22 protein-coding genes and 4 tRNA genes are annotated in these 23,805 nt (G+C 47.0%); 9 read left to right on the top strand and 17 right to left on the bottom strand.

Translation table 11 applies throughout. The annotated features are described in order from the left end of the window. Positions 1-31: 31 nt before the first annotated feature. Entirely contained in the window at positions 32-793 is a 762-nt protein-coding gene (hisF, locus tag ACPEPR_RS01695; protein ID WP_317306787.1) for an imidazole glycerol phosphate synthase subunit HisF, read from the bottom strand. A 110-nt stretch (positions 794-903) separates the two neighbouring features. Between hisF and ACPEPR_RS01690 the strand changes: the two genes are divergently transcribed. Genes ACPEPR_RS01690 through ACPEPR_RS01680 form a run of 3 tightly spaced genes read left to right on the top strand, consistent with a single transcriptional unit; the run spans position 904 to position 2,923 of the window. After that, complete coding sequence (locus tag ACPEPR_RS01690) at positions 904-1,854, top strand: homoserine kinase (RefSeq protein WP_423561853.1); 951 nt, start codon at positions 904-906, stop codon at positions 1,852-1,854. Positions 1,855-1,871: 17 nt separating this feature from the next. Then, positions 1,872-2,498, top strand: a complete 627-nt coding sequence (locus ACPEPR_RS01685) for a DUF1294 domain-containing protein (protein ID WP_005180601.1) — start codon at positions 1,872-1,874, stop codon at positions 2,496-2,498. Positions 2,499-2,530: 32 nt separating this feature from the next. Then, positions 2,531-2,923 (top strand): DUF4870 family protein, encoded by a 393-nt coding sequence (locus ACPEPR_RS01680; RefSeq protein ID WP_045795233.1) that lies wholly within the window; start codon positions 2,531-2,533, stop codon positions 2,921-2,923. Between the two features lie 33 nt (positions 2,924-2,956). Here ACPEPR_RS01680 and ACPEPR_RS01675 read toward each other — a convergent pair whose 3' ends face one another. The 6 genes from ACPEPR_RS01675 to hisB form a co-directional block, all read right to left on the bottom strand. Further along, positions 2,957-3,892: a DMT family transporter gene (locus ACPEPR_RS01675; RefSeq protein WP_005180595.1), complete on the bottom strand. Its 936-nt coding sequence runs from the start codon at positions 3,890-3,892 to the stop codon at positions 2,957-2,959. 87 nt (positions 3,893-3,979) lie between these two features. Continuing rightward, a complete protein-coding gene (gene hisA, locus ACPEPR_RS01670; protein WP_075167328.1) occupies positions 3,980-4,711 on the bottom strand; it encodes a 1-(5-phosphoribosyl)-5-[(5-phosphoribosylamino)methylideneamino]imidazole-4-carboxamide isomerase in 732 nt (243 codons plus the stop codon). 297 nt (positions 4,712-5,008) lie between these two features. Further along, on the bottom strand, positions 5,009-5,677 hold the full coding sequence (locus tag ACPEPR_RS01665) for a 3'-5' exonuclease (protein WP_016658423.1): 669 nt from the start codon (positions 5,675-5,677) through the stop codon (positions 5,009-5,011). A 74-nt stretch (positions 5,678-5,751) separates the two neighbouring features. Continuing rightward, positions 5,752-6,240 (bottom strand): DUF805 domain-containing protein, encoded by a 489-nt coding sequence (locus tag ACPEPR_RS01660; RefSeq protein WP_016658424.1) that lies wholly within the window; start codon positions 6,238-6,240, stop codon positions 5,752-5,754. A gap of 151 nt (positions 6,241-6,391) precedes the next feature. Next, on the bottom strand, positions 6,392-7,009 hold the full coding sequence (gene hisH / locus ACPEPR_RS01655; protein ID WP_104491710.1) for an imidazole glycerol phosphate synthase subunit HisH: 618 nt from the start codon (positions 7,007-7,009) through the stop codon (positions 6,392-6,394). Beyond that, positions 7,009-7,602: an imidazoleglycerol-phosphate dehydratase HisB gene (gene hisB, locus ACPEPR_RS01650; RefSeq protein ID WP_005180581.1), complete on the bottom strand. Its 594-nt coding sequence runs from the start codon at positions 7,600-7,602 to the stop codon at positions 7,009-7,011. The genes hisH and hisB overlap by 1 nt, the downstream gene beginning before the upstream one ends. Positions 7,603-7,698: 96 nt before the next feature. Here hisB and ACPEPR_RS01645 point away from each other — a divergent pair, with 96 nt between their 5' ends. From ACPEPR_RS01645 to ACPEPR_RS01630, 4 genes are all read left to right on the top strand, one after another. After that, entirely contained in the window at positions 7,699-8,076 is a 378-nt protein-coding gene (locus ACPEPR_RS01645; protein WP_016658426.1) for a GNAT family N-acetyltransferase, read from the top strand. A gap of 198 nt (positions 8,077-8,274) precedes the next feature. Beyond that, positions 8,275-8,350, top strand: a tRNA-Phe gene (locus ACPEPR_RS01640). Between the two features lie 133 nt (positions 8,351-8,483). Continuing rightward, a tRNA-Phe gene (locus tag ACPEPR_RS01635) sits at positions 8,484-8,559 on the top strand. Positions 8,560-8,865: 306 nt separating this feature from the next. Further along, complete coding sequence (locus tag ACPEPR_RS01630) at positions 8,866-9,375, top strand: hypothetical protein (RefSeq protein ID WP_423561852.1); 510 nt, start codon at positions 8,866-8,868, stop codon at positions 9,373-9,375. Between the two features lie 82 nt (positions 9,376-9,457). Here ACPEPR_RS01630 and ACPEPR_RS01625 read toward each other — a convergent pair whose 3' ends face one another. From ACPEPR_RS01625 to ompR, 3 genes are all read right to left on the bottom strand, one after another. Next, positions 9,458-10,975 carry an acetyl-CoA hydrolase/transferase family protein gene (locus ACPEPR_RS01625; protein WP_005180567.1) on the bottom strand — a complete coding sequence of 506 codons (1,518 nt, stop codon included), beginning with the start codon at positions 10,973-10,975 and terminating at the stop codon, positions 9,458-9,460. A gap of 207 nt (positions 10,976-11,182) precedes the next feature. After that, positions 11,183-12,643, bottom strand: coding sequence for an ATP-binding protein (locus ACPEPR_RS01620; RefSeq protein ID WP_075167846.1), 1,461 nt, complete (start codon positions 12,641-12,643; stop codon positions 11,183-11,185). A 260-nt stretch (positions 12,644-12,903) separates the two neighbouring features. Further along, positions 12,904-13,668, bottom strand: a complete 765-nt coding sequence (ompR, locus tag ACPEPR_RS01615; RefSeq protein WP_005180561.1) for a two-component system response regulator OmpR — start codon at positions 13,666-13,668, stop codon at positions 12,904-12,906. Positions 13,669-14,003: 335 nt separating this feature from the next. Here ompR and ACPEPR_RS01610 point away from each other — a divergent pair, with 335 nt between their 5' ends. Continuing rightward, positions 14,004-16,355, top strand: coding sequence for a Tex family protein (locus ACPEPR_RS01610; protein ID WP_005180559.1), 2,352 nt, complete (start codon positions 14,004-14,006; stop codon positions 16,353-16,355). A 51-nt stretch (positions 16,356-16,406) separates the two neighbouring features. Here ACPEPR_RS01610 and ACPEPR_RS01605 read toward each other — a convergent pair whose 3' ends face one another. The 3 genes from ACPEPR_RS01605 to ACPEPR_RS01595 form a co-directional block, all read right to left on the bottom strand. Then, on the bottom strand, positions 16,407-16,721 hold the full coding sequence (locus ACPEPR_RS01605) for a hypothetical protein (RefSeq protein ID WP_005180556.1): 315 nt from the start codon (positions 16,719-16,721) through the stop codon (positions 16,407-16,409). 81 nt (positions 16,722-16,802) lie between these two features. Beyond that, positions 16,803-17,690: an SDR family NAD(P)-dependent oxidoreductase gene (locus tag ACPEPR_RS01600; RefSeq protein WP_423561851.1), complete on the bottom strand. Its 888-nt coding sequence runs from the start codon at positions 17,688-17,690 to the stop codon at positions 16,803-16,805. A gap of 306 nt (positions 17,691-17,996) precedes the next feature. After that, positions 17,997-19,274: an O-acetylhomoserine aminocarboxypropyltransferase/cysteine synthase family protein gene (locus tag ACPEPR_RS01595; RefSeq protein ID WP_423561850.1), complete on the bottom strand. Its 1,278-nt coding sequence runs from the start codon at positions 19,272-19,274 to the stop codon at positions 17,997-17,999. 316 nt (positions 19,275-19,590) lie between these two features. Here ACPEPR_RS01595 and ettA point away from each other — a divergent pair, with 316 nt between their 5' ends. Beyond that, positions 19,591-21,252 carry an energy-dependent translational throttle protein EttA gene (gene ettA, locus ACPEPR_RS01590; protein WP_005180550.1) on the top strand — a complete coding sequence of 554 codons (1,662 nt, stop codon included), beginning with the start codon at positions 19,591-19,593 and terminating at the stop codon, positions 21,250-21,252. A gap of 256 nt (positions 21,253-21,508) precedes the next feature. Here the strand turns inward: ettA and ACPEPR_RS01585 are convergent, their stop codons facing one another. The 4 genes from ACPEPR_RS01585 to gltX form a co-directional block, all read right to left on the bottom strand. Beyond that, the gene (locus ACPEPR_RS01585) at positions 21,509-21,850 is read right to left on the bottom strand and encodes a hypothetical protein (RefSeq protein WP_005180548.1); all 342 of its coding nucleotides are present in this window, start codon (positions 21,848-21,850) and stop codon (positions 21,509-21,511) included. 150 nt (positions 21,851-22,000) lie between these two features. Next, positions 22,001-22,076 (bottom strand) — tRNA-Glu (locus ACPEPR_RS01580). Positions 22,077-22,104: 28 nt separating this feature from the next. Next, positions 22,105-22,180: transfer RNA gene (locus ACPEPR_RS01575), tRNA-Ala, on the bottom strand. A 57-nt stretch (positions 22,181-22,237) separates the two neighbouring features. Next, positions 22,238-23,746, bottom strand: coding sequence for a glutamate--tRNA ligase (gene gltX / locus ACPEPR_RS01570; RefSeq protein WP_423561849.1), 1,509 nt, complete (start codon positions 23,744-23,746; stop codon positions 22,238-22,240). Positions 23,747-23,805: the final 59 nt, after the last annotated feature.

Raw genomic sequence — 23,805 nt, 5'->3', positions numbered from 1 at the left:
TTTCAGTTCTGAAATTTTTGAGCCAGCGGGCTTAAAGGCGCATTTCAATACCTTGTGCCGCCAAGTATTGCTTGGCTTCCGGAATGGTGTGCTGACCAAAGTGGAAAATTGAGGCCGCCAGAACTGCATCGGCGCCACCTTTTAAAATCCCGTCTGCCAGATGCTGTAAATTGCCAACACCGCCAGAAGCAATGGTTGGAATATTGACGTGGTCATTAATGGTCCGCATTAGTGCTAAGTCATAACCGGCTTTGGTGCCATCGGCATCCATAGAGGTAATCAGCAGTTCACCCGCGCCGTAATCGGCCATTTTCACGGCCCATTCAATCGCATCAATCCCGGTCGGTTTGCGGCCACCGTGGGTGAAAATTTCCCATTTGTTGTCGCCGGTTTTTTTGGCATCAATCGCCACCACAATACATTGTGCGCCAAAACGTTGTGAGGCTTCCTGTACAAATTCCGGATTAAACACCGCAGCCGAGTTAATGCTGACCTTGTCGGCACCGGCATTTAGCAATAAACGGATATCTTCGACCTTACGCACGCCGCCGCCCACAGTCAGTGGAACAAACACGGTTTCTGCCATACGCTCAACGGTACGGTAGGTGGTGTCACGGCCATGATGGGTAGCGGTAATATCTAAAAAGGTGATTTCATCAGCGCCCTGTTCGTTATAACGACGCGCCACTTCAACCGGATCACCTGCATCACGAATATCCAGAAATTGCACACCTTTCACCACGCGGCCGTTATCTACGTCTAGGCAAGGAATAATACGTTTAGCAAGCATAATTTTTTCCAGTCATTTCAGCTGATTATGAAACTCACCCACACAAGCGCTACACCTTGGCAGATGGACACGCTATTCTATCAAACTTATGTAAGATTTTTCGCAGGTTTTCTATGTCGGTTTATACGCCTTTGACTTTAAAGGAAGTTCAGGATTTTGCAGCCCCTTATGGACTTGAGGTGGTCGATCTGATTCCGATTCAAGGCGGTATTCAAAATACCAATTACTTTTTGGTGGCTCAGGACGGTACACACTATGTGTTGACCGTGTTTGAAGACATGGATGAACAGGCAGCCGGTGAACTGGTGCCGGTACTGGAACATTTGGGTCAGGCAGGTCTGGCTGTGGCAGTGCCGCTCAGTTATGCCGGCAAGGCCATTCACTCGATTAAACATAAACCGGCCCAGATTGCGCCGCGTTTAATCGGCGAGCATCCAATGCCAACCAGCATCGCCCAGGTGGAAGCGATTGCCGTGGCACAGGCCAAAATGCATGTGGCCTTAAAAGATTTTCCTTTAAAACGCGCTTTTGTCCGCGATCATGCGTACTGGCTGGCGGTATCCCAGGAAATTAAACCCAGCTTGAGCGAGGCAGATAAAGTCCTGCTCAGCAAATTGCTGGGACTGTATGAAGCGCTTACCGCCATTTATCCGGACCGTCCAAAAGGGTTTATCCATTCTGATTTATTCCGCGATAATACCCTGTTTGAAGGCGATCAGCTGCAGGGCATTCTGGATTTTTACGAGCTGAATCAGGATGAATGGCTGTTTGATATTGCCATTACCTTAAATGACTTCTGTACTGAGTATCCGCAGGTCAGCCTGAATGAAGACAAAGCCATGGCCTTTTTAAAAGCCTATGACCGCATTCGTCCTTTAACCGAAGATGAAAAAGCCTGTCTGGAGCTGTATCTGGCAATGGCTGCTGGCCGTTTCTGGATGATGCGTTTACAGGTGGCACAAAAAAATGCTTTGCAAGGACGCAGCGGTGACGCAATTTTGCAGAAAAATCCGCTCGAGATGCGTAATATGTTGATTGAACGCTTAAAGTTCGTCACAGCTTAAACATAAAGGGTAGGGAAATGCGCGATCAGGGCCGGTTAATTGAATGGTTTGATGACAAGGGCTATGGCTTTATTCAGCCCAATGATCCGGACAAAGACCGCGTATTTTTGCATATCAAGGATTTTGCCCGTCCGGGGCCGCGCCCGATTGTCGGTTGTGCACTGGATTATCAGGTCATTCTAGATGAACGCGGCCGCTATCGGGCCCAGCAGGTGGTGTATTTAAAAGCCTCGCAGGTCAAGCCGCGTGCTGATGTGGTGAGCAAGCCGCGGCAGCGTCCTGCGGCCAAACGTCCGGCCATGCAAATCCTGTGTGTGGCCTATATTCTCGTGCTGGCGGTACTGACCCTGACCGGTTTATTGCACGGCCTGCTGCTGTTATTGATCAGCCTGATGAATGCACTCAGCTATTGGCTGTATGCACAAGACAAGGAAGCGGCCCAACTCGGTCACCGCCGGATTCCGGAACAGAGCCTGCATCTGGTTTCGGCTCTGGGGGGCTGGCCGGCGGCCTGGCTGGCACAGGAAAAAATGCGACATAAAACACAAAAACAACCTTTTCGTAAAATTTATTTTTGTACAATCGGCTTAAACATTCTTTTGATTTTATGGTTTATTTCTCCTTTTAATCTGTTGACGCTCTGAGCATAGCGGGGCGGGGAGTGCAGGACAACAATATGAATACTTCCATTGACCGTGACCCGAATCGTAGTCTGACTTTTATTCTGTATCTTCTGTATATCGTGGCGATTTTTAGTGCCGGCTTGCTAGCAATCGTCGCGCTAATCATCAATTATGTAAAACGCGGCGCGGTACGCGGTTCGATTTTTGAAAGCCACTTTACTTGGCAAATTCGCAGCTTCTGGTGGTATCTGTTCTGGAATATTGTGGCCTTTGTACCGTTCTTTTTTATTTTCTTTATTGATGAAGATCCGACCCGCTTTGCCCAGGTGATTTTTGGTGCTTCGGCCTTCTGTCTGGCGGTGATTGGCCTGTCCTGGCTGTGGATTGTCTATCGGGCTATTCGCGGTATTATGCGCCTGAATGACAATGAGCCGATGTATTCTTAAATATCTGAATCATCAGACCGATCTTCCCGAAATTTAGTCCGGAAGATCGCTCGCTGATGGGGTGTGCTGCTGTTTCTGACGCAGAAATTTTGGTTTCCATTCACTGATAATCACGCCCAGCACCACCAGAAAACCACCGACCAAAGCCATAAACGGTAAACGCTCGCCGGCCAGACGGCCAAACAGCGACGCCCATACCGGTTCGCCAGCATAAATAATTGCCGCCTGTGCCGGGCTGACTGCACGCTGCGCCCAGTTCATCACCAGCTGAACCAGTGCACTGGCCAGACCTAAACCGCCCGCCAAGAGCAGCAGCATCCAGGAAAATTGTGGTAGTTGCTGCTCACCGACCAGTGGCATGGCAAGAAAGGCAAACAGGGAGGCGAACAGCAGTTGAATCACCGTGACCCGTTGCAGATTGACCCGTCCGGCAAAATGGCTGATCAGGATAATTTCCAGTGCAATCGCAATGGCGCCGAGCAGGGTAATCAGCTGACCAAAACTCAGCTGTAGCTGCCCCAAACCATTGCCGGTCAGTAAAACCAGCCCGATAAAGGCACAGCTAGCGCCCAGCCAGATCATGATATGCAGCCGTTTCCGGAACAGCAGCCACAGTAAGATCGGCACCAGCGGCACATATAATGCGGTTAAAAATGCCGATTCACTACTGCTAATGGTTTGCAGCCCCACGGTTTGCGTACCATAACCAACGGTCAGGCTGGCCCCAATCAATGCACCGGCCCAGAGTTCTTTGGCTTGCACAGCGCGTAAATGCGGCAGTGAAATCAGCGCGACCGCCAGTGCAGCGGCGGCAAAACGGCAGCCGACAAAAAACATCGGGCTGGCATAATTCAGCGCCAGCTTGACTGCCACAAAGGTACCGCCCCACAGCATGGTAATCATGATCAGAGCCAGTTGCGGCGCTTTGCTGTTAAGTGTAGTTTTAAGGTTCACAGGGGCATCAGACATGGCAGATCAGCGAGTATTCAAAAAAAGACATCAACCCGGTGAGGGCATAAAAAAAGAGGCCCGAAGACCTCTTTCTGATAGCAGCACTTAGAGGGCTTGCTCATCGAGCAGCAATTGCGCTTCACGCAAATTCAGGCTGCCTTCATAAATGGCACGACCGGTAATCGCACCTAAAATGCCCGGCTGGCCTTTTAAATTACGGACATCATCCAGATTGGTTACGCCGCCTGAAGCAATCACTGGTAAACCGGAATATTGCGCCAGATTGACAGTCTGTTCGACGTTTACCCCTTGCATCATGCCGTCACGGGCAATATCGGTATACACAATGCTGGAGACACCGGCATCGGCAAAACGTTTGGCCAGATCGGTGGCTTTCACTTCAGTCACGTTGGCCCAGCCATCGGTCGCGACCATGCCATTCATGGCATCAATGCCGACAATGATATGACCAGCGAATTTTTTGCAGGCTTCTTCGACAAACTCCGGCTCTTGAACGGCTTTGGTGCCAATAATTACAAAAGACACACCTGCATCGAGGTAGTGTTCAATGGTTTCAAACGAGCGAATACCGCCACCAATCTGAATTGGCAGGTCTGGCTGTGCTTTGGCAATGGCCTCGACCACCGGTTTATGGATTGGGGTACCTGCAAAAGCACCATTTAAGTCGACCAGATGCAAGCGACGCGCACCTTCATTGACCCAATGCTGTGCAGTGGCCACCGGATCATCAGAAAATACGGTATCGTCTTCCATACGACCTTGTTTTAAACGGACACATTTTCCATCTTTCAGGTCAATTGCAGGGATGATCAGCATGCTTTCGCTCCTTGCTTCATCGGTTAAATTTCTTGCCGCCCATCTTAGCAATAAACGAAAATTTTCTAAATGCCATATTTGCATGCAAAAAGGCTTTGTTGCACAAAGATTTCATAACTATATGATTTTAAAAGTTTTGATTATTTTTTGATCCAAAATTAAATTTATTTAAATCAGATGCTTACATATTTATGCAACAAAGCCATGCAAAAACAAAAACAGCCTATGCTATGTCAGGCGGTAAACAGGGAGATCAGGAAAATCGGGCGGCCTGTGCAGCTTGATCTCCAGAGCGGTTTAGGGCGGGGTTTTAGATGGCCGGATTCTGAGTTTGAGCGAGGTATTGGGAATCTGTTTCGGCAACAGGCCCAAACGCAACAATTCTTCAAAAACCAGTACCGGGGCATAAGCATCGGCGGCGGCATATTCCATTTGTGCTGTGCTTAATACCGGATTGGCCCAGTTCGAGGTGCTGAGCCGTTTGCTTTTGGGAAAATAGACCTGAAACAGCAGCGCCATGGCATGTTTTAATCCGACCGGGTTTTTAAAGCCAAAGCTGTGAAAGCATTTGGACAGTTCCAGCACACTGTTCAGTTCTACGCCTTTTTTGCGAAACAGATGGGCATCATTTTTCAGGCCAAAGCCGACTTTAATCTGGTCACGGTTGGCGAAGATTGGCTTAAGAAAGTTCCAGATTTCCTCATTCATCTGAAACAGATAGGCCCGATCTAGCGTCGCCAGCTGAATCAGGTGCGGGCCATCCGACACTTCGCCACTTTTAAAAATCGGTTTGGATTCCGAATCAAAGCCGAGTACCGCTGCAATATTCAGTTCATGCGCATAGTGCTGACATTCGGCCAGCGTTTGAATCAGATGAATTTTAGAGGGTGGCAGACTTTGAAAGCGCGGCAGCTGTTCCAGCTGGCTGGAAGAGGGCATATGGGGTGATGTTGAAGATAAGCTCATGCCATCTTTTCCTTGGGCTGGCGATAAAAATAAGGCCTGAATTGTCAGGCCTTATTTTAAGCAAGCGGGACCTTTTAGGCCAGTACTGCACCAAAAATGGCAAAAGCAAATAGCAGTACCAACAGAATAATATAAATCCAGGCCAGCGCCGCTTCCCAGCCAGCCGTAGCACGTGGTGGACCATAGCTGTTAACACGTTGATCACCCGGGGCGAAAAACAGATACAGCATCAGCAACAGGTTGGCCACTGGAACCAGCATCAGTAACGATAGCCAGCCGGTATGGTTACGGTCATGCAGACGGCGGATGGTGAAAATAAACATCAGATATAACACCCCCAGATAAATCAGTGCGCCCAGCACCAGCGGGGTGAGCGGAATGCCGCCAGCAGGATCAATATTCATCAGCCCGGGAAAGAGCAGGGTCAAAACCAGAAAAACCGGAATCATTAACAGTGCAATCAGGCAGTTCCAGGCCAGATAGGAGAAACGTCCAAAACGCCCCGCCGCGCTGAGTGCCGAATCTTGTGTCGTGATGTGTTGGGTATGAGTGGTGCTATGCATTTTTGAATTACCTGTTTTATTTTTATTGAGTTGTATAAAAAGCAGTCAAATATTACTAAAAATTGCTTAAAAAAGAAAGAAATAAAAAATAGGTGAAAACAAAGCCGGGACGAACCCGGCTTTATACATCTTGCGCAACAGAGGAAGGGTGTTAAATCTTCCAGTCGACAAAGTTCTTTAACAGTTGCAGACCAGCAGTATGGCTTTTTTCCGGGTGGAACTGGGTCGCGAACAGGTTGTCTTTGTGCAGGGCGGTACAGAATTGCAGCCCATAGTCACAGGTCGCTGCCACAATTGTGCTGTCTTTCGGCTCGACATAGAAGCTGTGCACGAAATAGAAACGTGCATCCTGTTCAATGTTGTTCCACATTGGATGGCTCGGGTCAACCTGATGCACCTGGTTCCAGCCCATGTGTGGCACTTTTAGACCTTCAACCTCCGGGAAGCGTTTTACCACCCCTTCAAAAATACCCAGTGCATCGGCACCGCCATTTTCTTCGGAATGTTGCATCAGCGCCTGCATACCCACACAAATGGCCAGTACCGGTTTATTAAACACCGCCTGACGTACCACGTCATCAATCCCGGCTTCATGCATGCCTTGCATACAGTCACGCATGGCACCGACACCCGGAAACACGATTTTATCGGCCTGGGCAATCAGTTTCGGGTCATTGGTGACATCCACCGTAGCACCGACGTGTTCCAAGGCTTTGGCGGCAGAGTGCAAATTCCCCATGCCATAATCAAGAAGGGCAATACGGGTCATTACAGGGTACCTTTGGTCGATGCCACAGTATTGGCAGCACGTGGATCAATTTCACAGGCCATACGCAGTGCGCGCGCAAATGCTTTAAACACACTTTCAATCTGGTGGTGGCTGTTTTTGCCTTTCAGGTTGTCGATGTGTACGGTCATTAGCGAGTGGTTCACAAAGCCCTGGAAGAATTCAGAGAATAAATCGACATCAAAACGGCCAATGGTGGCGCGGGTAAATGGTACATCCATAAACAGGCCCGGACGACCAGATAAATCCACCACGGCACGGCTTAAAGATTCATCGAGTGGGGCATAGAAGTGACCATAACGCTTTAAGCCTTTTTTATCGCCCAGTGCCTGTGCAAAGGCCTGACCCAGGGTAATACCACAGTCTTCTACGGTATGGTGGTCATCAATTTCCAGATCGCCATCACAATGAATATCAATATCAAACAAACCGTGTCGCTTGATTTGATCAATCATATGGTCTAAAAATGGAATACCAGTGTTGAGTGTGCCTTGACCGGTACCGTCGAGGTTTAAACGAACTCGAATTTTGGTTTCGTTAGTGTTTCTTACCACTTCACTGATACGCTCTGTCATGGACACGTTCCTCAAAAAACGTTAAAAATGATGGATGTAAAAATGTTTCGCTGCGACGAAGTCCCAGCATATTAGATTGCTCAGGAGGGTTAATCAATGCCTATTACCGTACATGCTTATACTTCACTGGAAAATGATGAAGTGCGCAGCCAGCTTGAGCGACTGTATGACACCAGTCCAGAGTTTGGTGATGGCCAGGATGCGGTAGAGCAACTCGAGCAACATCTGAACCAGTATACCCTACTTTATACCGCAGAATTTAATACAAAATTAATTGGTGCAATTTGGTGTACCGGGCAGGGCGAAAGCAGGACCCTGGAATATATTGTGGTGCATCCGGCCAATCGTGGTCGTGGTGTGGCCGAGCGTCTGGTCAGTGAAGTCTGCCGCATGGAAGAAGCCAAAGGCGTGAATCAGTTTGAACCGGGCTGTGGCGCAATTCACCGCTGTCTGGCGCATCTGGACAAGCTCTAAACGATTTAAAATGAAATTCAAGAGAGGCCAAGCGCCTCTCTTTTTTTATCTGCTGGCCTGCAAATGACTGGAATCATGGGCGTTTCACTTAAAAAATAAGCAGACAGCGCACAAAATGCTGTAAAAGTAAACAAATACTTGAATTTATGCAAAAGCTGCTTGACGGCACCGGATGGAGATTGTTTAATACGCGTCATCGGCGTGATAGCTCAGTTGGTAGAGCAACGGATTGAAAATCCGTGTGTCCCCAGTTCGATCCTGGGTCTCGCCACCATATTCAAACGTTTAAACGTTTTCAATCCCTGATCCCATCAGGGATTTTTTTTGGGTAAAAAATACTCGATTAAATAAAAATGTCATGATTTATATTGACTAATTTCCCCAGATGCGGCTTAATACACGGCATCGGCGTGATAGCTCAGTTGGTAGAGCAACGGATTGAAAATCCGTGTGTCCCCAGTTCGATCCTGGGTCTCGCCACCATATTCAAAAAGCCCCTGCATTGCAGGGGCTTTTTTTATGGCATTTAAAAATGGCAGCATGATCTTTCATCTTTCATCTTTCATCTTTCATCTTTCATCTTTCATCTTTCATCTTTCATCTTTCATCTTTCATCTTTCATCTTTCATCTTTCATCTTTCATCTTTCATCTTCAAGATTCACTGGGTCTGATCAGATCGGGAACACAGTTACGCTAATAACAGCTCAATAACACGAATCCTGCTGAATAAGATTGCATTCTGGCGCTTAATAGAGAGACATGTTTCATTACTGTTCAGGAGGCCGTGTATGACGCGCTTTCAGATGTTCTCCTCGACTGTAATGATTATGCTGGGAATCGGCTCAACGTCGGTCTGGGCGCAACCCGAGCGTCTAGCAACGCTTCAGGTCATGGCAGAACCTGAACTACGTCAGGAAGTGGGCTTTATTCCGTATCAGGAAGATCGTGCAAAGCGTAAGGCATTACAGCACCGGATCATGCAAATTCAGCAGGACACTCAAAACCGGGTCATTGACCCGGACCCGCCTGTCCTGATTACCATGCCGGCCAAAGAACCGGTCAATATGGATCATCTTTCTCCCGCGTTGCGGCAGCATATTCTGGCGATTGCCGCCGGTCTGCAGTCGGATAACCCGCTACGTGGCCTAGAAATCCTGCTGGCGCCATTTCGTGGCCCGGATGGGCAGATCCAGCTTGATTTACCCAATGTTTCGTTAGGCGTGGTCGATTATGAGATGAATCTGGGCAATAGCTTGTTCCCCGATATTAGCTCACAGTTACGCAACCCGACCCGATAATAGATGACGTGACAGGGGAAACTGTCCAGCCATAAAAAAACGCTCCAGAGGAGCGTTTTTTTAGATCTGATTCAGGCCGAGATTAAGCCGTTTTTACCGCTGCTTCTTGGGCCAGCATGTGACCGTTTTCTTCGAAGTTGCTGTGCCAAGCCAACGCTTCACGTAACAGGTGAGGAGTGTGGCCGCCTTTTGCACATGCGCGGTCGAAGTAGTCGTTTAATGCATCACGGTACATTGGGTGTGCACAGTTGTCGATAATCGCACGAGCGCGCTCACGCGGTGCCAGACCACGAAGATCGGCAAGACCCTGTTCAGTCACCAGAATGTCAACGTCGTGTTCTGCATGGTCAATGTGCGATGCAAATGGAACGACAGATGAAATGTCACCGCCTTTGGCAATAGACTTGGTCACGAAGATGGCCAGGTGAGCGTTACGCGCGAAGTCACCTGAACCACCAATACCGTTCATCATTTTGGTACCGCATACGTGAGTGGAGTTCACGTTACCGTAGATATCGAACTCAAGCGCAGTGTTGATGCCGATAATACCTAAACGACGTACCAGTTCAGGGTGGTTTGAAATTTCTTGTGGACGCAGAACCAGTTTATCTTTGTACTGTTCCAGGTTGTTAAATACTTTCTCGCCGTATTTCGCAGACAGGGTAATAGATGAACCTGAAGCGAACTTCATTTTACCGGCATCAATCAGTTCGAAAGTACAGTCTTGCAGTACTTCTGAGTACATGATCAGGTCTTCGAAGTTTGATTCTTTCAAGCCGGTCAATACTGCGTTAGCGATTGAACCAATACCTGCTTGTAAAGGACCGAGGTTTTTCGGTAAACGGTCTTCAGCTACTTCTTTTTCAAAGAATGCGATCAAGTGGTTGGCAATTGATTGAGTCTCGTCATCTGGTGCAGTGACAGTTGATGGAGAGTCATGTAATTCGCTGTTAAATACGATACCAACGATTTTTGCAGGATCGATGTTAATTGCTTGAGTACCGATACGCTCGTCAACTTTGGTCAATGGAATTGGTTGACGGGTTGGACGATAGGTCGGGATATAAATGTCGTGTAAGCCTTCAAATGCCGGGCTTAAGTTGGTGTTGATTTCAACAATGACTTTTTCAGCAAAAATTGCAAAGCTTGCAGAGTTACCTACAGAAGTGGTTGGCACGATGCCGCCATCTTCAGTAATTGCAACGGCTTCAATTACCGCTACATCTGGCTTTTTCAGCTGCTGGTTACGCATTTGCTCAACTGTTTCAGACAAGTGCTGATCGATGAACATGACTTCGCCTTTGTTGATGGCTTTACGTAAAGTGTTATCCACTTGGAAAGGCAGACGACGTGCCAGTACACCGGCTTCAGTCAGTTGTTTGTCGAGATCGTTCCCTAAGCTCGCACCAGTAATTAATGTAATTTTTAGAGGATTCGCTTGTGCTTGTTTCACTAAAGCCAAAGGAACAGCTTTCGCTTCACCGGCACGTGTAAAGCCACTCATACCAACAGTCATACCGTCTTGGATGAATTGAGCAGCTTGCTCCGCACTCATAACCTTGTCATGTAGGGAAGCTAAACGGATGCGATCTAGGGACATGGTTTACTCTCGTTTGAAAAATCAGAACTGATGGCGATTGTACCCATCAAAAAAGCCATTTTGCATACCTGTTAGGCTAAGGTCTAATTTTTTCAAAAAATGCAGGTATAAATATATTTGATGCTTTTTATCTTGTTGAAAAATCAACAATAAAAATTAAAAGACAAATCTTCACCAAGAACTGATTGATCAATGTTTGAGCATGATTTAGAAATGTTCTGTAATACTTTGCTTAATTTTTTCTAGGGTGCTGCTGTTGTTTTTTTCGTCATCTGGCTGTTCGGGCAGCGGTAAAGAGATGATGACTTCCAGTCCACCTTGCTCGCGATTGCGAATAATCAGCTCGCCTTGGTGAATATCGACAATCCGTTTCACAATGGCCAGACCTAAACCGCTACCTTGGACGGTACGTGCGGCATTCCCACGCACAAAAGGCTGCATTAAAGATTCAATCTGATCTTCAGGAATGCCTTCCCCATGATCGGCCACACTAATGCAGATAAACTGTTCCTGTACCTTGGCAGATAGCTCAATCGGTTCGGTGCCATAACGTTTGGCATTGTTAATCAGGTTGCCAATTAAACGTTTCAGCGACAGGCTACGTGCCTGCAGAATTGGTAATTCTTCCGGGCTAAAGCGAATGTCCAGCGGTTTAAACTGGATCACCAGTTCCTGTAACAAGGCATTTAAATCGGTATCTTGCAGTTCTTCATCCGAGCCATCACGCATATAGGAAATGAACTGGTCCAAAATGGCGTCCATATCTTCGACATCGTAAATCAGGCCTTCTTTTAAAAAGTCTTCATCCGGCATCATTTCTGCACTCAGGCGAATCCGGGTCAGGGGTGTGCGCAGGTCATGCGAAATTCCGGCCAGCATAATCCGGCGGTCGCGCTCGGTCTGCTCCAGGGTGAAAATCATCTGGTTAAAGGCCTGGTTCACCTGACGGATTTCCAGTGGGCCATGATTGGTTTCTAAATAAGGCGCTTTGCCGGTTTGACTATAGGTGTTGGCCGCTTCCTGCAGGCGGCGTAATGGCCGGTTTAGCTGTCGTACTAGGGTCAGAATAATAATCGCAGACAGCAGCGGAATGCCGAGCAGCCAGCCAAACACCAGTTCCGGACTGTAGTTGGCATAGGTTTTTAATGGTTCACGAACCCAGTGGCCGTTCATTTCCGGCGTTTGAATCCAGATACGTGGGCTGGGCTTGAACTGGAAATACACGGTTACATCATCGGCTTTGAGTTCATTGGCCAGTTTTTTCTCGATTTGTCGGGTAAAGAATTCGGCAATAACCTTGTCACGGACATTCGGATATTCCTTGGGATCGGTAATGTATTCAATCCCGACGCGGTTTTTTAGCCAGGCATCGACATCGACTTCGGCATCATTATGGAAAATCCGTAATTCCGGATTGTTCAGAATTTCCAGTTCAACCGCCAGATAACGGGCATGTTGCTGGATTTCCGGCAGATACAGGGTGCGCCAAAAGAACCACAGGGACATAAACAGACTGAAAATCACCACAAACAACACCAGCACGGTGGTCCGCATGGCAGCCGAGCGCGGTTTGATTTTATCCAGAAAGCGTTCCCACGGCGTGCGTTTGCGTTCTGAATAGGTTTCAAAGTCGGTAAAGTCTTGTGGATCGATGGGGTCGAGTTTCACAATGAGTCCTTTTTAAAAAGGGAAAGTTCTCCCCCAAAATTGGATACGCGTTAGGTCATCCGCAACTGTTTGAGGCAGGACTCAAGTAAATTACTTATGTTTCTGCGAAATATTGGTTGAAATGACGGAATTTGCCGAGTTTTGCGGATGACAATGGTTTTGCTTACTTTTGCCGAAACAAAAGTAAGGCGAACCGCAGGTTGTATCCCATCAGTGGGGAATAGACCGTAAGACTCCGTCATAGATTCGATGAGTGAGCTTTATTCCGCACCATCTGGAACAAAGACATAACCCACACCCCACACCGTTTGAATATAACGCGCACGTGCCGGGTTTTCTTCAATCAGGCGACGTAAGCGAGACACTTGCACATCAATCGAACGTTCCATTGCGCCCCATTCACGGCCACGCGCCAGATTCATCAGTTTATCGCGGGTGAGCGGTTCACGAGGATGTTGTACCAATGCTTTTAGTACCGCGAACTCGCCTGTAGTTAAAGTCACGACTTGACCTTCGCGGGTCAGGGTACGGGTCGAAAGATCCAGTGCCCACGGGCCAAAGCTGACCACTTCCATCTGCTGGCTTGGTGCGCCTGGGACTTCACGCACCTGACGGCGTAATACGGCACGAATACGCGCTAACAGTTCGTTAGGGTTAAACGGTTTTGGCAGATAGTCATCGGCACCTGCTTCAAGGCCGGCAATACGGTCTGAGTCGCTGCCGCGTGCGGTCAGCATGATAATTGGCGTATCAATACTGGACTGGCGTAAACGGCGGCAAATGCTCAGGCCATCTTCAACCGGCAGCATGAAATCGAGCACGATCAGGGAAAACAGCTCGCGTTGTAACAGGCGATCCATTTGCGTAGCATCATGGGCAGTTTTGACCACGAAACCTTTATCTTCCAGAAAACGCTGTAACAGCGTACGCAAACGCACATCATCATCGACAACGAGAATGCGTTCAACGCGGTCAGTTTCGGTATGTACGGCATCTGTATTTTCAGCAGGTACAACTAAACTCATGATGTGCTCCTTTATTCTTTATTGTGGTCGTATGCAAAGCTTTCACTGACTTTGAGTATACGATTCATCTGTATGCCTTGACTATGCTCTAAAGCAACAAATATTGCAGTTAAAATCAAGACATAGATACCAAATATATACATCTATGATAGAAGATAAATCCCACAATTTGGGGAAGAAAAGGCCCCGAAATGATGAATTTACCGCAAAAATGTGAAATATCTGCGAATTGGCAAGAATCGCCATCTGTAAATTTCATAAAACAATTGTGGATTTTATGGGCCTGGTCTTTATAATCATGCCATTTAGTACTTATCCTTGTGGGATCAAACACGATGACTGACTTAGTTCAGCAGTTGGCAAAAGAACTTGCCGTACGTCCAAATCAGGTAGAAGCTGCCATCAAACTCATTGATGAAGGTGCCAGTGTTCCTTTTATTGCACGTTACCGTAAAGAAGTAACGCAGGGCTTAGACGATACGCAACTTCGCCAGCTCGATACACGTTTAGCGTATTTGCGTGATTTGTTTGAACGCCGTGAAAAAGTGATTGAATCACTAAAAGAACAAAATAAATTATCTGATGATTTATTGGCACGTGTGAATGCGGCTGAAACTAAAAATGCCTTAGAAGAAATTTACGCGCCGTACCGTCCAAAACGTACCAGCAAATCTTTTAAAGCCAAAGAAGCCGGCTTGGGTCCAATCGCAGAGAAAATCTTTGCAGAAGCGATTGATCCAGTAGAAGCGCTTGCCGGCTTTAGCCATGAAGATTATCCAGACCTGGAAAGCCAGCTCGATGCCATTCAGCACATTTTAATTGATGACTGGGCGCAAAATATTGCACTCACCACTGAACTGAAAGCAACCTTCGCCAAAACCGCCGTGCTGAAAAGTCTGGTGGCCAGTGATGAGAAAAAAGAAGTTGGTAAAAAATTCCGTGATTACTTCGATTTCTCTGAAAGCCTGAACAAAGTACCATCGCACCGTTTGCTGGCCATGCTGCGCGGCCGTCAGGAAAACGTGCTGGGCTTAAAAGTTGATGGTGAAGATGAAGCACCACTGGCACGTATTGAAACCGAATACAATTTAGATGCCGTGCAGCCACAAGCGCGTCAGGACTATTTAAAGCAGACCGCAAAACTGTTCTGGCTGGGTAAAGTTCGCCCGACCATTGAGCATTCCTTACTGACTGAAAAACGTCTGGCGGCTGAAGCAGAAGCAATGCAGGTGTTTGCTGAAAATCTCCGTCATCTGCTGCTGTCTGCACCTGCTGGCGCACGTACGACGCTGGGCGTTGACCCGGGCATCCGTACCGGTGTGAAACTGGCGGTAGTGAATGAATCAGGCGATGTATTGGCACACAGCACTATTTATCCATTTGCACCAAAAGATGATAAGGCAGGTTCATTAACGGAACTGGCGCGTCTTTGCCGTGAATTTAACGTCGATTTAATCGCGATTGGTAACGGTACCGCAAGCCGTGAAACTGAAGCGTTAGTGGCTGAAATGATGGCCGCGAATTCTGACCTGAAACTGACCCGTGTTTCGGTGTCTGAAGCAGGTGCTTCGGTTTATTCAGCTTCTGAACTGGCTTCACAAGAACTTCCAGAACTGGATGTGTCGATTCGCGGTGCAGTGTCCATTGCCCGTCGTTTACAAGATCCATTGGCAGAGCTGGTGAAAATTGATCCGAAATCAATTGGTGTGGGTCAGTATCAACACGATGTGAACCAGACTGGTTTGGCCAAAACCCTGGAAGCGGTGGTGGAAGACTGTGTGAACTCGGTGGGTGTGGATGTGAATACGGCATCTGCAGCAATTCTGGGTTATATCGCTGGTCTGAACAAATCAATTGCCCAGCAAATCGTGGACTTCCGTAAGGAAAATGGCCGTTTTGATAATCGTCAGGCCCTGAAAAAAGTGCCACGTTTAGGTGAGCGTACTTTTGAACAGGCGGCAGGTTTCTTGCGTATTCAAAATGGTTCTGAGCCTTTAGATGCCTCTGCGGTGCACCCGGAGTCGTATGCGCTGGTGTCTAAAATTGTGGAAGCCAAAGCGACCACAGTCAAAGATATTATTGGCAATACTGAAATTATCCGTCAGGTCAATGCAGAAGAATTTGTGGATGACCAGTTTGGTTTACCAACCATTCAGGACGTGCTGAGTGAACTTGAAAAGCCGGGCCGTGACCCGCGTCCGGAATTCCGTACCGCTAAATTCCGTGATGATATTACTGAAGTATCACAATTGTCTGAAGGCATGCAGCTAGAAGGTGTGGTCACTAATGTGACCAACTTCGGTGCCTTTGTGGATGTCGGTGTGCATCAGGACGGTTTAGTCCATATTTCTGAACTGGCCAATGAATTCGTGTCTGATCCGCATAAAGTGGTGAAACCGGGTCAAATTGTCCAAGTACGTGTTTTAACGGTAGATGTTGAGCGTAACCGTGTGAACCTGTCGATGCGTCCGGAAGGTGCTGCAGCAGCGAAAGCGCCACGTCAGCCACGCCGTGACCAAAACGAACAGCGTACTGAACGTAAGCCGCAGGGTAAACGTCCGCAACAGGCGCGTCCGCAGGGTGATCGCCCTCAGGGCAAAAAGCCGCAAGCGGCCAAACCACAAGACAATAAGATTGGTGGTTTAGGTGCATTGTTATTGCAAGCCGGGATTAAAGGTTCGAAGTAATCTTTAGCTCTGAAAAAACCTCCCAATTGGGAGGTTTTTTTATTGCCCTATTTAATTGACCATCGGCACAATCCAGCTACATAAAATCAGCATAATGCCCAAATGCCCCAGCTTGCGGGTAAAACTCACCAGTGGCGTAGGCGGCTGTTCCAGCTGTTTGGCATATTCCTGCAAACTCAGCTTATTGGCAGCTTTACTGGAAAATAAAAACACACCTAAATCAATACAGATCAGAATCGTGCCCACATCGGCAATCAATTCCATCAGCTCATAATCCTGATGATACAGCGCCATCGCCACCTGATAGCCCAGAAATAGGGCAAAGGCAAAACACCCATATTGCAGAATAAGGGAAAAGGTCCGCATAGTCTTACTTTAACTGTTCAAAATGAGGGGTTTTATAACATAAAAAGACCTGTCATTAGACAGGTCTTTAAAAGGATTGTTTTACCAGTGTTCACCCGGGAACAAACGGGCATACGCTTTTTGTACCCAGTTCAGCTTTTGTGGCTGACCCACCGAAGCCGATGAACTTGGGAACAGGTTATAACCAATTGACATGAGTTTGTTGTTAATATCTGGTGCAATCGCATATGTGATTGAAGCCAAGCGACCCAAGTGTGTCGCAATTTTCTTCGGACGTTTCACAATCGCATAGGCAATTAAATCTGCTGCTTGCTCAGGTGAAAGTGTTGGCACGTACTTATAAATTTTAGTTGGTGCGATCATAGGGGTACGAACCAGTGGCATATACACCGAAGTAATCGCAATTTTGTGTGTATGCGCTTCTGCAGATAGACAGCGACTAAACGCATCTAGTGCGGCTTTAGATGCTACATAAGCCGAGAAGCGCGTTGCGTTGGCCAATACACCAATCGAGCTAATGTTGATGATGTGACCATCTTTGCGGTGCATCATCTGCGGCAAAATATTGAGTACCAAACGCACAGCACCAAAATAATTCAGCTGCATGGTGCGTTCAAAATCGTGGAAACGATCAACCGACTCGTGTACTGCACGACGGATTGAGCGGCCTGCGTTGTTAATTAAAATATCAATATGATCGACAGAGGCGAGAATTTGTTGCGATACGGCATCAATAGAGTCCATATCGTTTAGATCACAAGGGAAAACTGAAGCTTTGCCACCACGTGCTTCAATTTCAGCTTTGACTTGTTCAAGCGTTTCCTGAGTACGTGCCACCAAAAGCACATGCGCACCTGCATCGGCTAGTTTATGTGCTACGGTTAAACCAATACCACTCGATGCACCTGTAATAAGGGCAACTTTACCATTTACACGCTTTTGAAAAAGTTTCTCTAATTTTGGCTTCACGCTAATATTCCTGATTTAAGTTCCCAGATTGTCGTTTTTATTGAGATTGCTTATCCAAATTCTACCGTGATCTGGACTAATTTACTTGGCTTTATGATAGCCGATTGTGTAAAAAAAGCTATGAAATAAGTGGTTGAATTTTTAGATGAATTTAGAGTAATTGCTCTATTTTAATACGCTGGCTATTCTTATTTTTACCATGAAATAAAGCTAATGCAAAGACATTCAAGGAAAAATTAAAATAAAAAGGCATCCTGTTGAAATAAATCAGCAGGATGCCAGTATAAAACTTGAACTGATGAGTTTTTATACGGCAGCGAGAGCCTGTTTCAAATCGGCAATTAAGTCATCGGCATGTTCAATCCCGATAGATAAACGCACCATATCTTCACTTACCCCCGCCGCTTTCAGCTCTTCATCATTTAATTGTCGATGGGTGGTGGTAGCCGGATGGCAGGCCAGGCTCTTGGCATCGCCAATATTGACTAAACGGGTAAACAGTTGCAGCGCATCAATAAAACGGGTACCGCCTTCACGGCCATCTTGCACACCAAAAGACAGAATCGCAGATGGTTTGCCTTTGACATATTTTTGCGCCAGCGCATGTTGTGGATGATCTTTTAAGCCGGCGTAATTGACCCATTTCACTTTTGGATGCTGCTGTAAATATTCCGCCACTTTTTGGGCATTTTCGGTATGGCGTTCCATGCGCAGGCTTAAGGTTTCCAGTCCTTGTAGAATCAGGAAAACGTTATGTGGGCTAATCGCTGCACCGGTATTGCGTAGTGGCACCACGCGGGCGCGGGCAATAAAGGCTGCTTCGCCCAAGGCTTCGACATAATTCACTCCGTGATAGCTTGGGTCAGGGGTATTTAGGGATTTAAAACGTTCAGGATATTTGCCCCACGGGAATTTACCGCTATCGACAATAATTCCACCAATCGAAGTGCCATGACCGCCAATATATTTGGTCAGCGAATGCACCACAATATCGGCACCAAAATCAAAGGATTTTTGCAGCACCGGTGTGGCCACCGTGTTATCCACCACCACCGGAATGCCATATTCATGCGCAATTTGGGAGATGGCTTCTAAATCAATAATATTGCCGAGCGGATTACCAATGGATTCCACAAAAACCAGTTTGGTTTTGTCATCAATTAGTTCGCGTAAGGCTTCCGGGTTCTGATAATCAAAGAAACGGACTTCGACGCCCTGTTTGGGCAACGTATGTGCGAACAGGTTGTAGGTACCGCCATACAGGGTTGAAACCGATGCAATATTATCGCCGGCTTCGGCCAGAGTCTGAATGGTATAGGTAATTGCCGCCATCCCCGATGCGAGTGCCAGCGCACCAATCCCGCCTTCGAGCGCTGCCACGCGTTGTTCCAGCACTGCCGTGGTCGGGTTCATGATACGGGTATAAATATTGCCTTGTACTTTTAAATCGAACAGATCGGCACCGTGCTGGGTATTGTCAAAGGCATAAGAGGTGGTCTGGTAAATGGGTACTGCCACAGCTTTGGTGGTCGGTTCAGGGGTGTAGCCAGCATGAATGGCCAAAGTTTCAGCTTTATACGTCATTTTTCGTTCATCTTGCGTGAGTTATATTTTGATCAAGTGTAGCAGGTCTATTTATGAAATAAAGAGGGAAATATCTGCAATAATTATCTTTAAATTTCATAAAGACGCCCTCATTTTAAAATTTCAACGGCGGATAAGGCTGCAATGTATGCCTGAATTTTGGGCACTTTAAAGAGTTGTAACAAAGCGTGGAAGATGAGGCCGATCCCTTATCTTTTTCTGGCTTTCAGGTATAATAGCCGATTATTTTTTCGCTCATTTGAGTAGGGGTGGCGGTTTTGCCCCCGAAATTGGTTTTTCTATTGAGGAGTCCTACGTGGCCCAATATATTTATACGATGAACCGAGTGTCGAAGATGGTTCCGCCGAAGCGCGAAATCTTAAAAGACATCTCTTTATCATTTTTCCCAGGCGCAAAAATTGGTGTGCTTGGTCTAAACGGTGCAGGTAAATCGACCTTGCTTCGTATTATGGCGGGCGTAGATAAAGATTTCTCTGGTGAAGCACGTGCACAGCCAGGAATTAAAATCGGCTACCTTGAGCAAGAACCACCGCTCGATCCAACCAAAGACGTTCGTGGTAACGTGGAAGATGGCGTGCGTGAAGCCCTTGATGCATTAGCGCGTCTGGACGAAGTATTCGCTGAATATGCGGCTGAAGATGCAGACTTTGATGCGCTTGCAAAAGAGCAGGAAAAGCTGGAAGCGATTATTCAGACTTGGGATGCACACAACCTGAATAACCAGCTGGAACAAGCTGCTGCTGCATTAAACCTGCCAGCATGGGATGCAGATGTGACTAAGCTTTCAGGTGGTGAGCGCCGTCGTGTGGCACTGTGCCGTTTGCTATTGTCTAAACCAGACATGCTGCTACTGGACGAACCGACGAACCATTTAGATGCTTCATCTGTAGCATGGTTAGAACGTTTCCTGAAAGACTTCCCGGGCACCATCGTGGCGATTACCCACGACCGTTACTTCCTCGATAACGTGGCTGAGTGGATTCTGGAGCTTGACCGCGGACATGGTATTCCATACCAAGGCAACTATTCGTCTTGGTTAGAGCAAAAGAACGCGCGTTTAGAGCAAGAGCAGAAGCAGGAAGAATCTTTTGCGAAGGCATTGAAAAAAGAACTTGAATGGGTTCGTTCAAATGCCAAAGGTCAGCAAAAGAAAAACAAAGCGCGTATGGAGCGTTTTGAAGAGCTGAACTCACGCGAATTCCAGCAGCGTAACGAAACTTCTGAAATCTACATTCCACCTGGTCCACGTTTGGGTAACAAGGTGGTTGAGGTTGAAGGCATCAGCAAGTCATTTGGTGATCGTACCCTGTATAAAGATTTAACCTTCACTGTACCACCTGCAGCAATTGTCGGTATTGTGGGTGAGAACGGTGCAGGTAAAACCACACTGTTTCGTATGATGACTGGTGAAGAGCAGCCAGATACCGGTACGGTAACACTGGGTGAATCGGTTAAAGTCGCTTACGTGGGTCAGATTCGTGACACGCTAGATGACAACAAAACCGTGTGGGAAGAAGTGTCTGGCGGTTTAGACATCTTACGTATTGGTGAATACGAAATTGCGTCACGTGCTTATATTGGTCGCTTTAACTTTAAAGGCCAAGATCAGCAAAAACGTGTTGGTCAATTGTCAGGTGGTGAGCGTAACCGTTTACAACTGGCAAAAATCCTGCAAATGGGCGCTAACGTCATCCTGCTCGATGAACCGTCAAACGACCTGGACATCGAAACTTTACGTGCACTTGAAGATGCAATTCTGGTCTTCCCGGGTACCGTGATGGTGATCTCGCATGACCGTTGGTTCCTAGACCGTATTGCAACGCACATCTTGTCATTCGAAGGTGAAACCCCTGAATTCTTCACTGGTAACTATGCGGAGTTCGAAGAATACCGTCGTAAACGTGATGGTGATGACCTGATTACCAAGCGTCAGAAATATCGCAAAATTGGTGGTTAATCCCATCTAAATAAAAAACCAGCCTTCGGGCTGGTTTTTTTATGTAGTTTGAATAGAGAGCTATAAAGAGATGGGTATTATCCTGGTCGCGCTATATAGATATAGAAGGAAGGCGTGTAGCGATCGCAGGAAGTGTGCAATACTTTTAGCACTTCATTGAAGGAGATGATTTTTTACCTTTTTATAATCATGGGCTGGCGTTGGGAGCTATCCTGATCAACGCCAGATGCAGCTTTGTTTGAATCAATGAGAAAAATCAGATTTCCCACTCATGGTTGCATTCGCGGCATTTCCATTTCTTCTGGTTTTGCATAAAAGCCTGCATTGAAATTTTAAAATCTGGCAAATCACGATAGAACATGAAGCCAGCAATTAAACAGATCACAAAGACAATTACGGTTGCTGTTTGCAGGGTAGTGCCCGCACCATCCCCAAAAATCCACATGGCAATACTAATCAGCACCAGCAGCAATAAAATAAAAATAGCTGGAATCAGAAATACCAGGCTTTTTGGCACCACCGGACGTGGAGCTGCTTGGCCTGCTTGCGCAACAGGCATGATTTTCGGGCTTTGACACTTCGGGCAACGGTATTGCATTACAACTCCAAAATTCTAATCTGTGGTTTATTTTAATCGGAATACATCAGAAAGCAAAAAAGCACAGCAAAATAAAACAACAGGCAATAAAAAACCCAAGTCATAATGCTTGGGTTTTTTATCAGATCACTTTAAAAGTGAGCTTAAATATGGCGTCCCTACGGGGATTCGAACCCCGGTTACCGCCGTGAAAGGGCGATGTCCTAGGCCTCTAGACGATAGGGACTTATTGAGGCAACACAATTATGAAACCATGGTGGAGCCAAGCGGGATCGAACCGCTGACCTCTACAATGCCATTGTAGCGCTCTACCAACTGAGCTATGGCCCCAGTCTGTGTGAGCGCTATATTATGAAGATAATGCTCACACGTCAACAAAAAACTGCATTAACTTGCATCAACTGCATCATTTTTCGGCAATTTTAAGCTTTCATTGAGTTTTTCCCAAGCTTTTAGCTCTTTTTTGCTTGGTCCGCCCACAATTTCCAGCGCATGGCGCAGGCGGGCAAAAGTTAAATCCGGACCAATAGTGACCATGGTCTGCATCACTGGCGTAGAGGCAGTTGAACCGGCAATGGCAATAAAGAATGCCGGCATAAAGTCGCGCAGTTTAATTTCCATTTGTGCGGCCAGGTCCATTAAGGTCTGGCTCACGGTGTCATTGTTCCAGGTGAACAGACTTTCCAGACGCCAGATGGTAAACTGCAAGCTTTGACGAACCTGTTCTTCAGACAGTTTTTTATTTTCAAACTGTTCTTTTGAAAGTGTCGGGAAATGGTTGAAGTAGTGCGCAGACCAGTTCACGGCTTCAGATAATAAGTTGATACGTGGCTGAATCGCGGCAGCAATTTCTTCCAGTTTGGCACGATCAGCTTTCCAGGCTAACAAGGTATCCAGCAGTTCAGCCGGAGAAAGGGCTTTAATCCACTGACCGTTGAGCCAGTTCAGTTTTTCCACATCAAAGATTGGACCGCCCAAAGACACACGGTTGATGTCAAAGTGTTCAATCATTTCTGCCAGGGTGAATTTTTCACGCTCGTCTGGCATTGACCAGCCCATGCGGCCCAAATAGTTCAGCAAGGCTTCTGGCAGTACGCCAATGTCTTTATAGTAGTTGATTGAAGTCGGGTTCTTGCGTTTTGACAGTTTGGATTTGTCCGGGTTACGCAGCAGCGGCATGTGGCACAGTACTGGCATATCCCAGCCAAAGTATTGATACAGCAACTGATGTTTCGGTGCTGATGGGATCCATTCTTCACCACGAATGACATGGGTGATTTGCATTAAATGGTCATCGACCACGTTGGCTAAATGATAGGTTGGCAGGCCATCTGTTTTTAGCAGAATCTGCATGTCGACTTGCGCCCAAGGAATTTCCACTTCACCGCGCAGCATGTCGTTAAATTTGCAGATGCCTTCGGTTGGAATCTTCATGCGGATTACATGTGGTTCGCCTGCCGCCAGACGACGCTGAACTTCTTCGGCAGAAAGCTGTAAACCGCGACCGTCATAACGTGGAGATTCGCCACGTGCTTGCTGTTCAGCACGCATCTGGTCCAGTTCTTCTGCAGTCGCGAAGCAGTAGAAGGCATGACCTTTTTCAACCAGTTCCAGGGCATACTGTTTATAGATGTCCATACGCTCCGATTGACGGTATGGCGCATGTGGGCCACCCACATCTGGACCTTCTGACCAGTTCAGGCCTAACCAGCGCAAAGAATCAAGAATCATTTGTTCAGATTCAGGGGTCGAGCGCAGCTGGTCGGTATCTTCAATACGCAAAATAAACTCGCCGCCATGCTGTTTGGCAAAGCACAGGTTAAACAAGGCAATATATGCAGTGCCTACATGCGGAAAACCGGTAGGAGAAGGAGCAATACGGGTACGAACAGTCATAATCAGTAATGAGTCAGAATGTAAATTGGAATCTATTATAACGAAAAAGCCTGATCACT

The organism is Acinetobacter sp. AND/436 (assembly GCF_049546925.1).
GTDB lineage: Bacteria > Pseudomonadota > Gammaproteobacteria > Pseudomonadales > Moraxellaceae > Acinetobacter > Acinetobacter indicus.
Note: the sequence above shows the minus strand (reverse complement) of the source record. Positions and strands in the feature narration are given on the sequence as shown.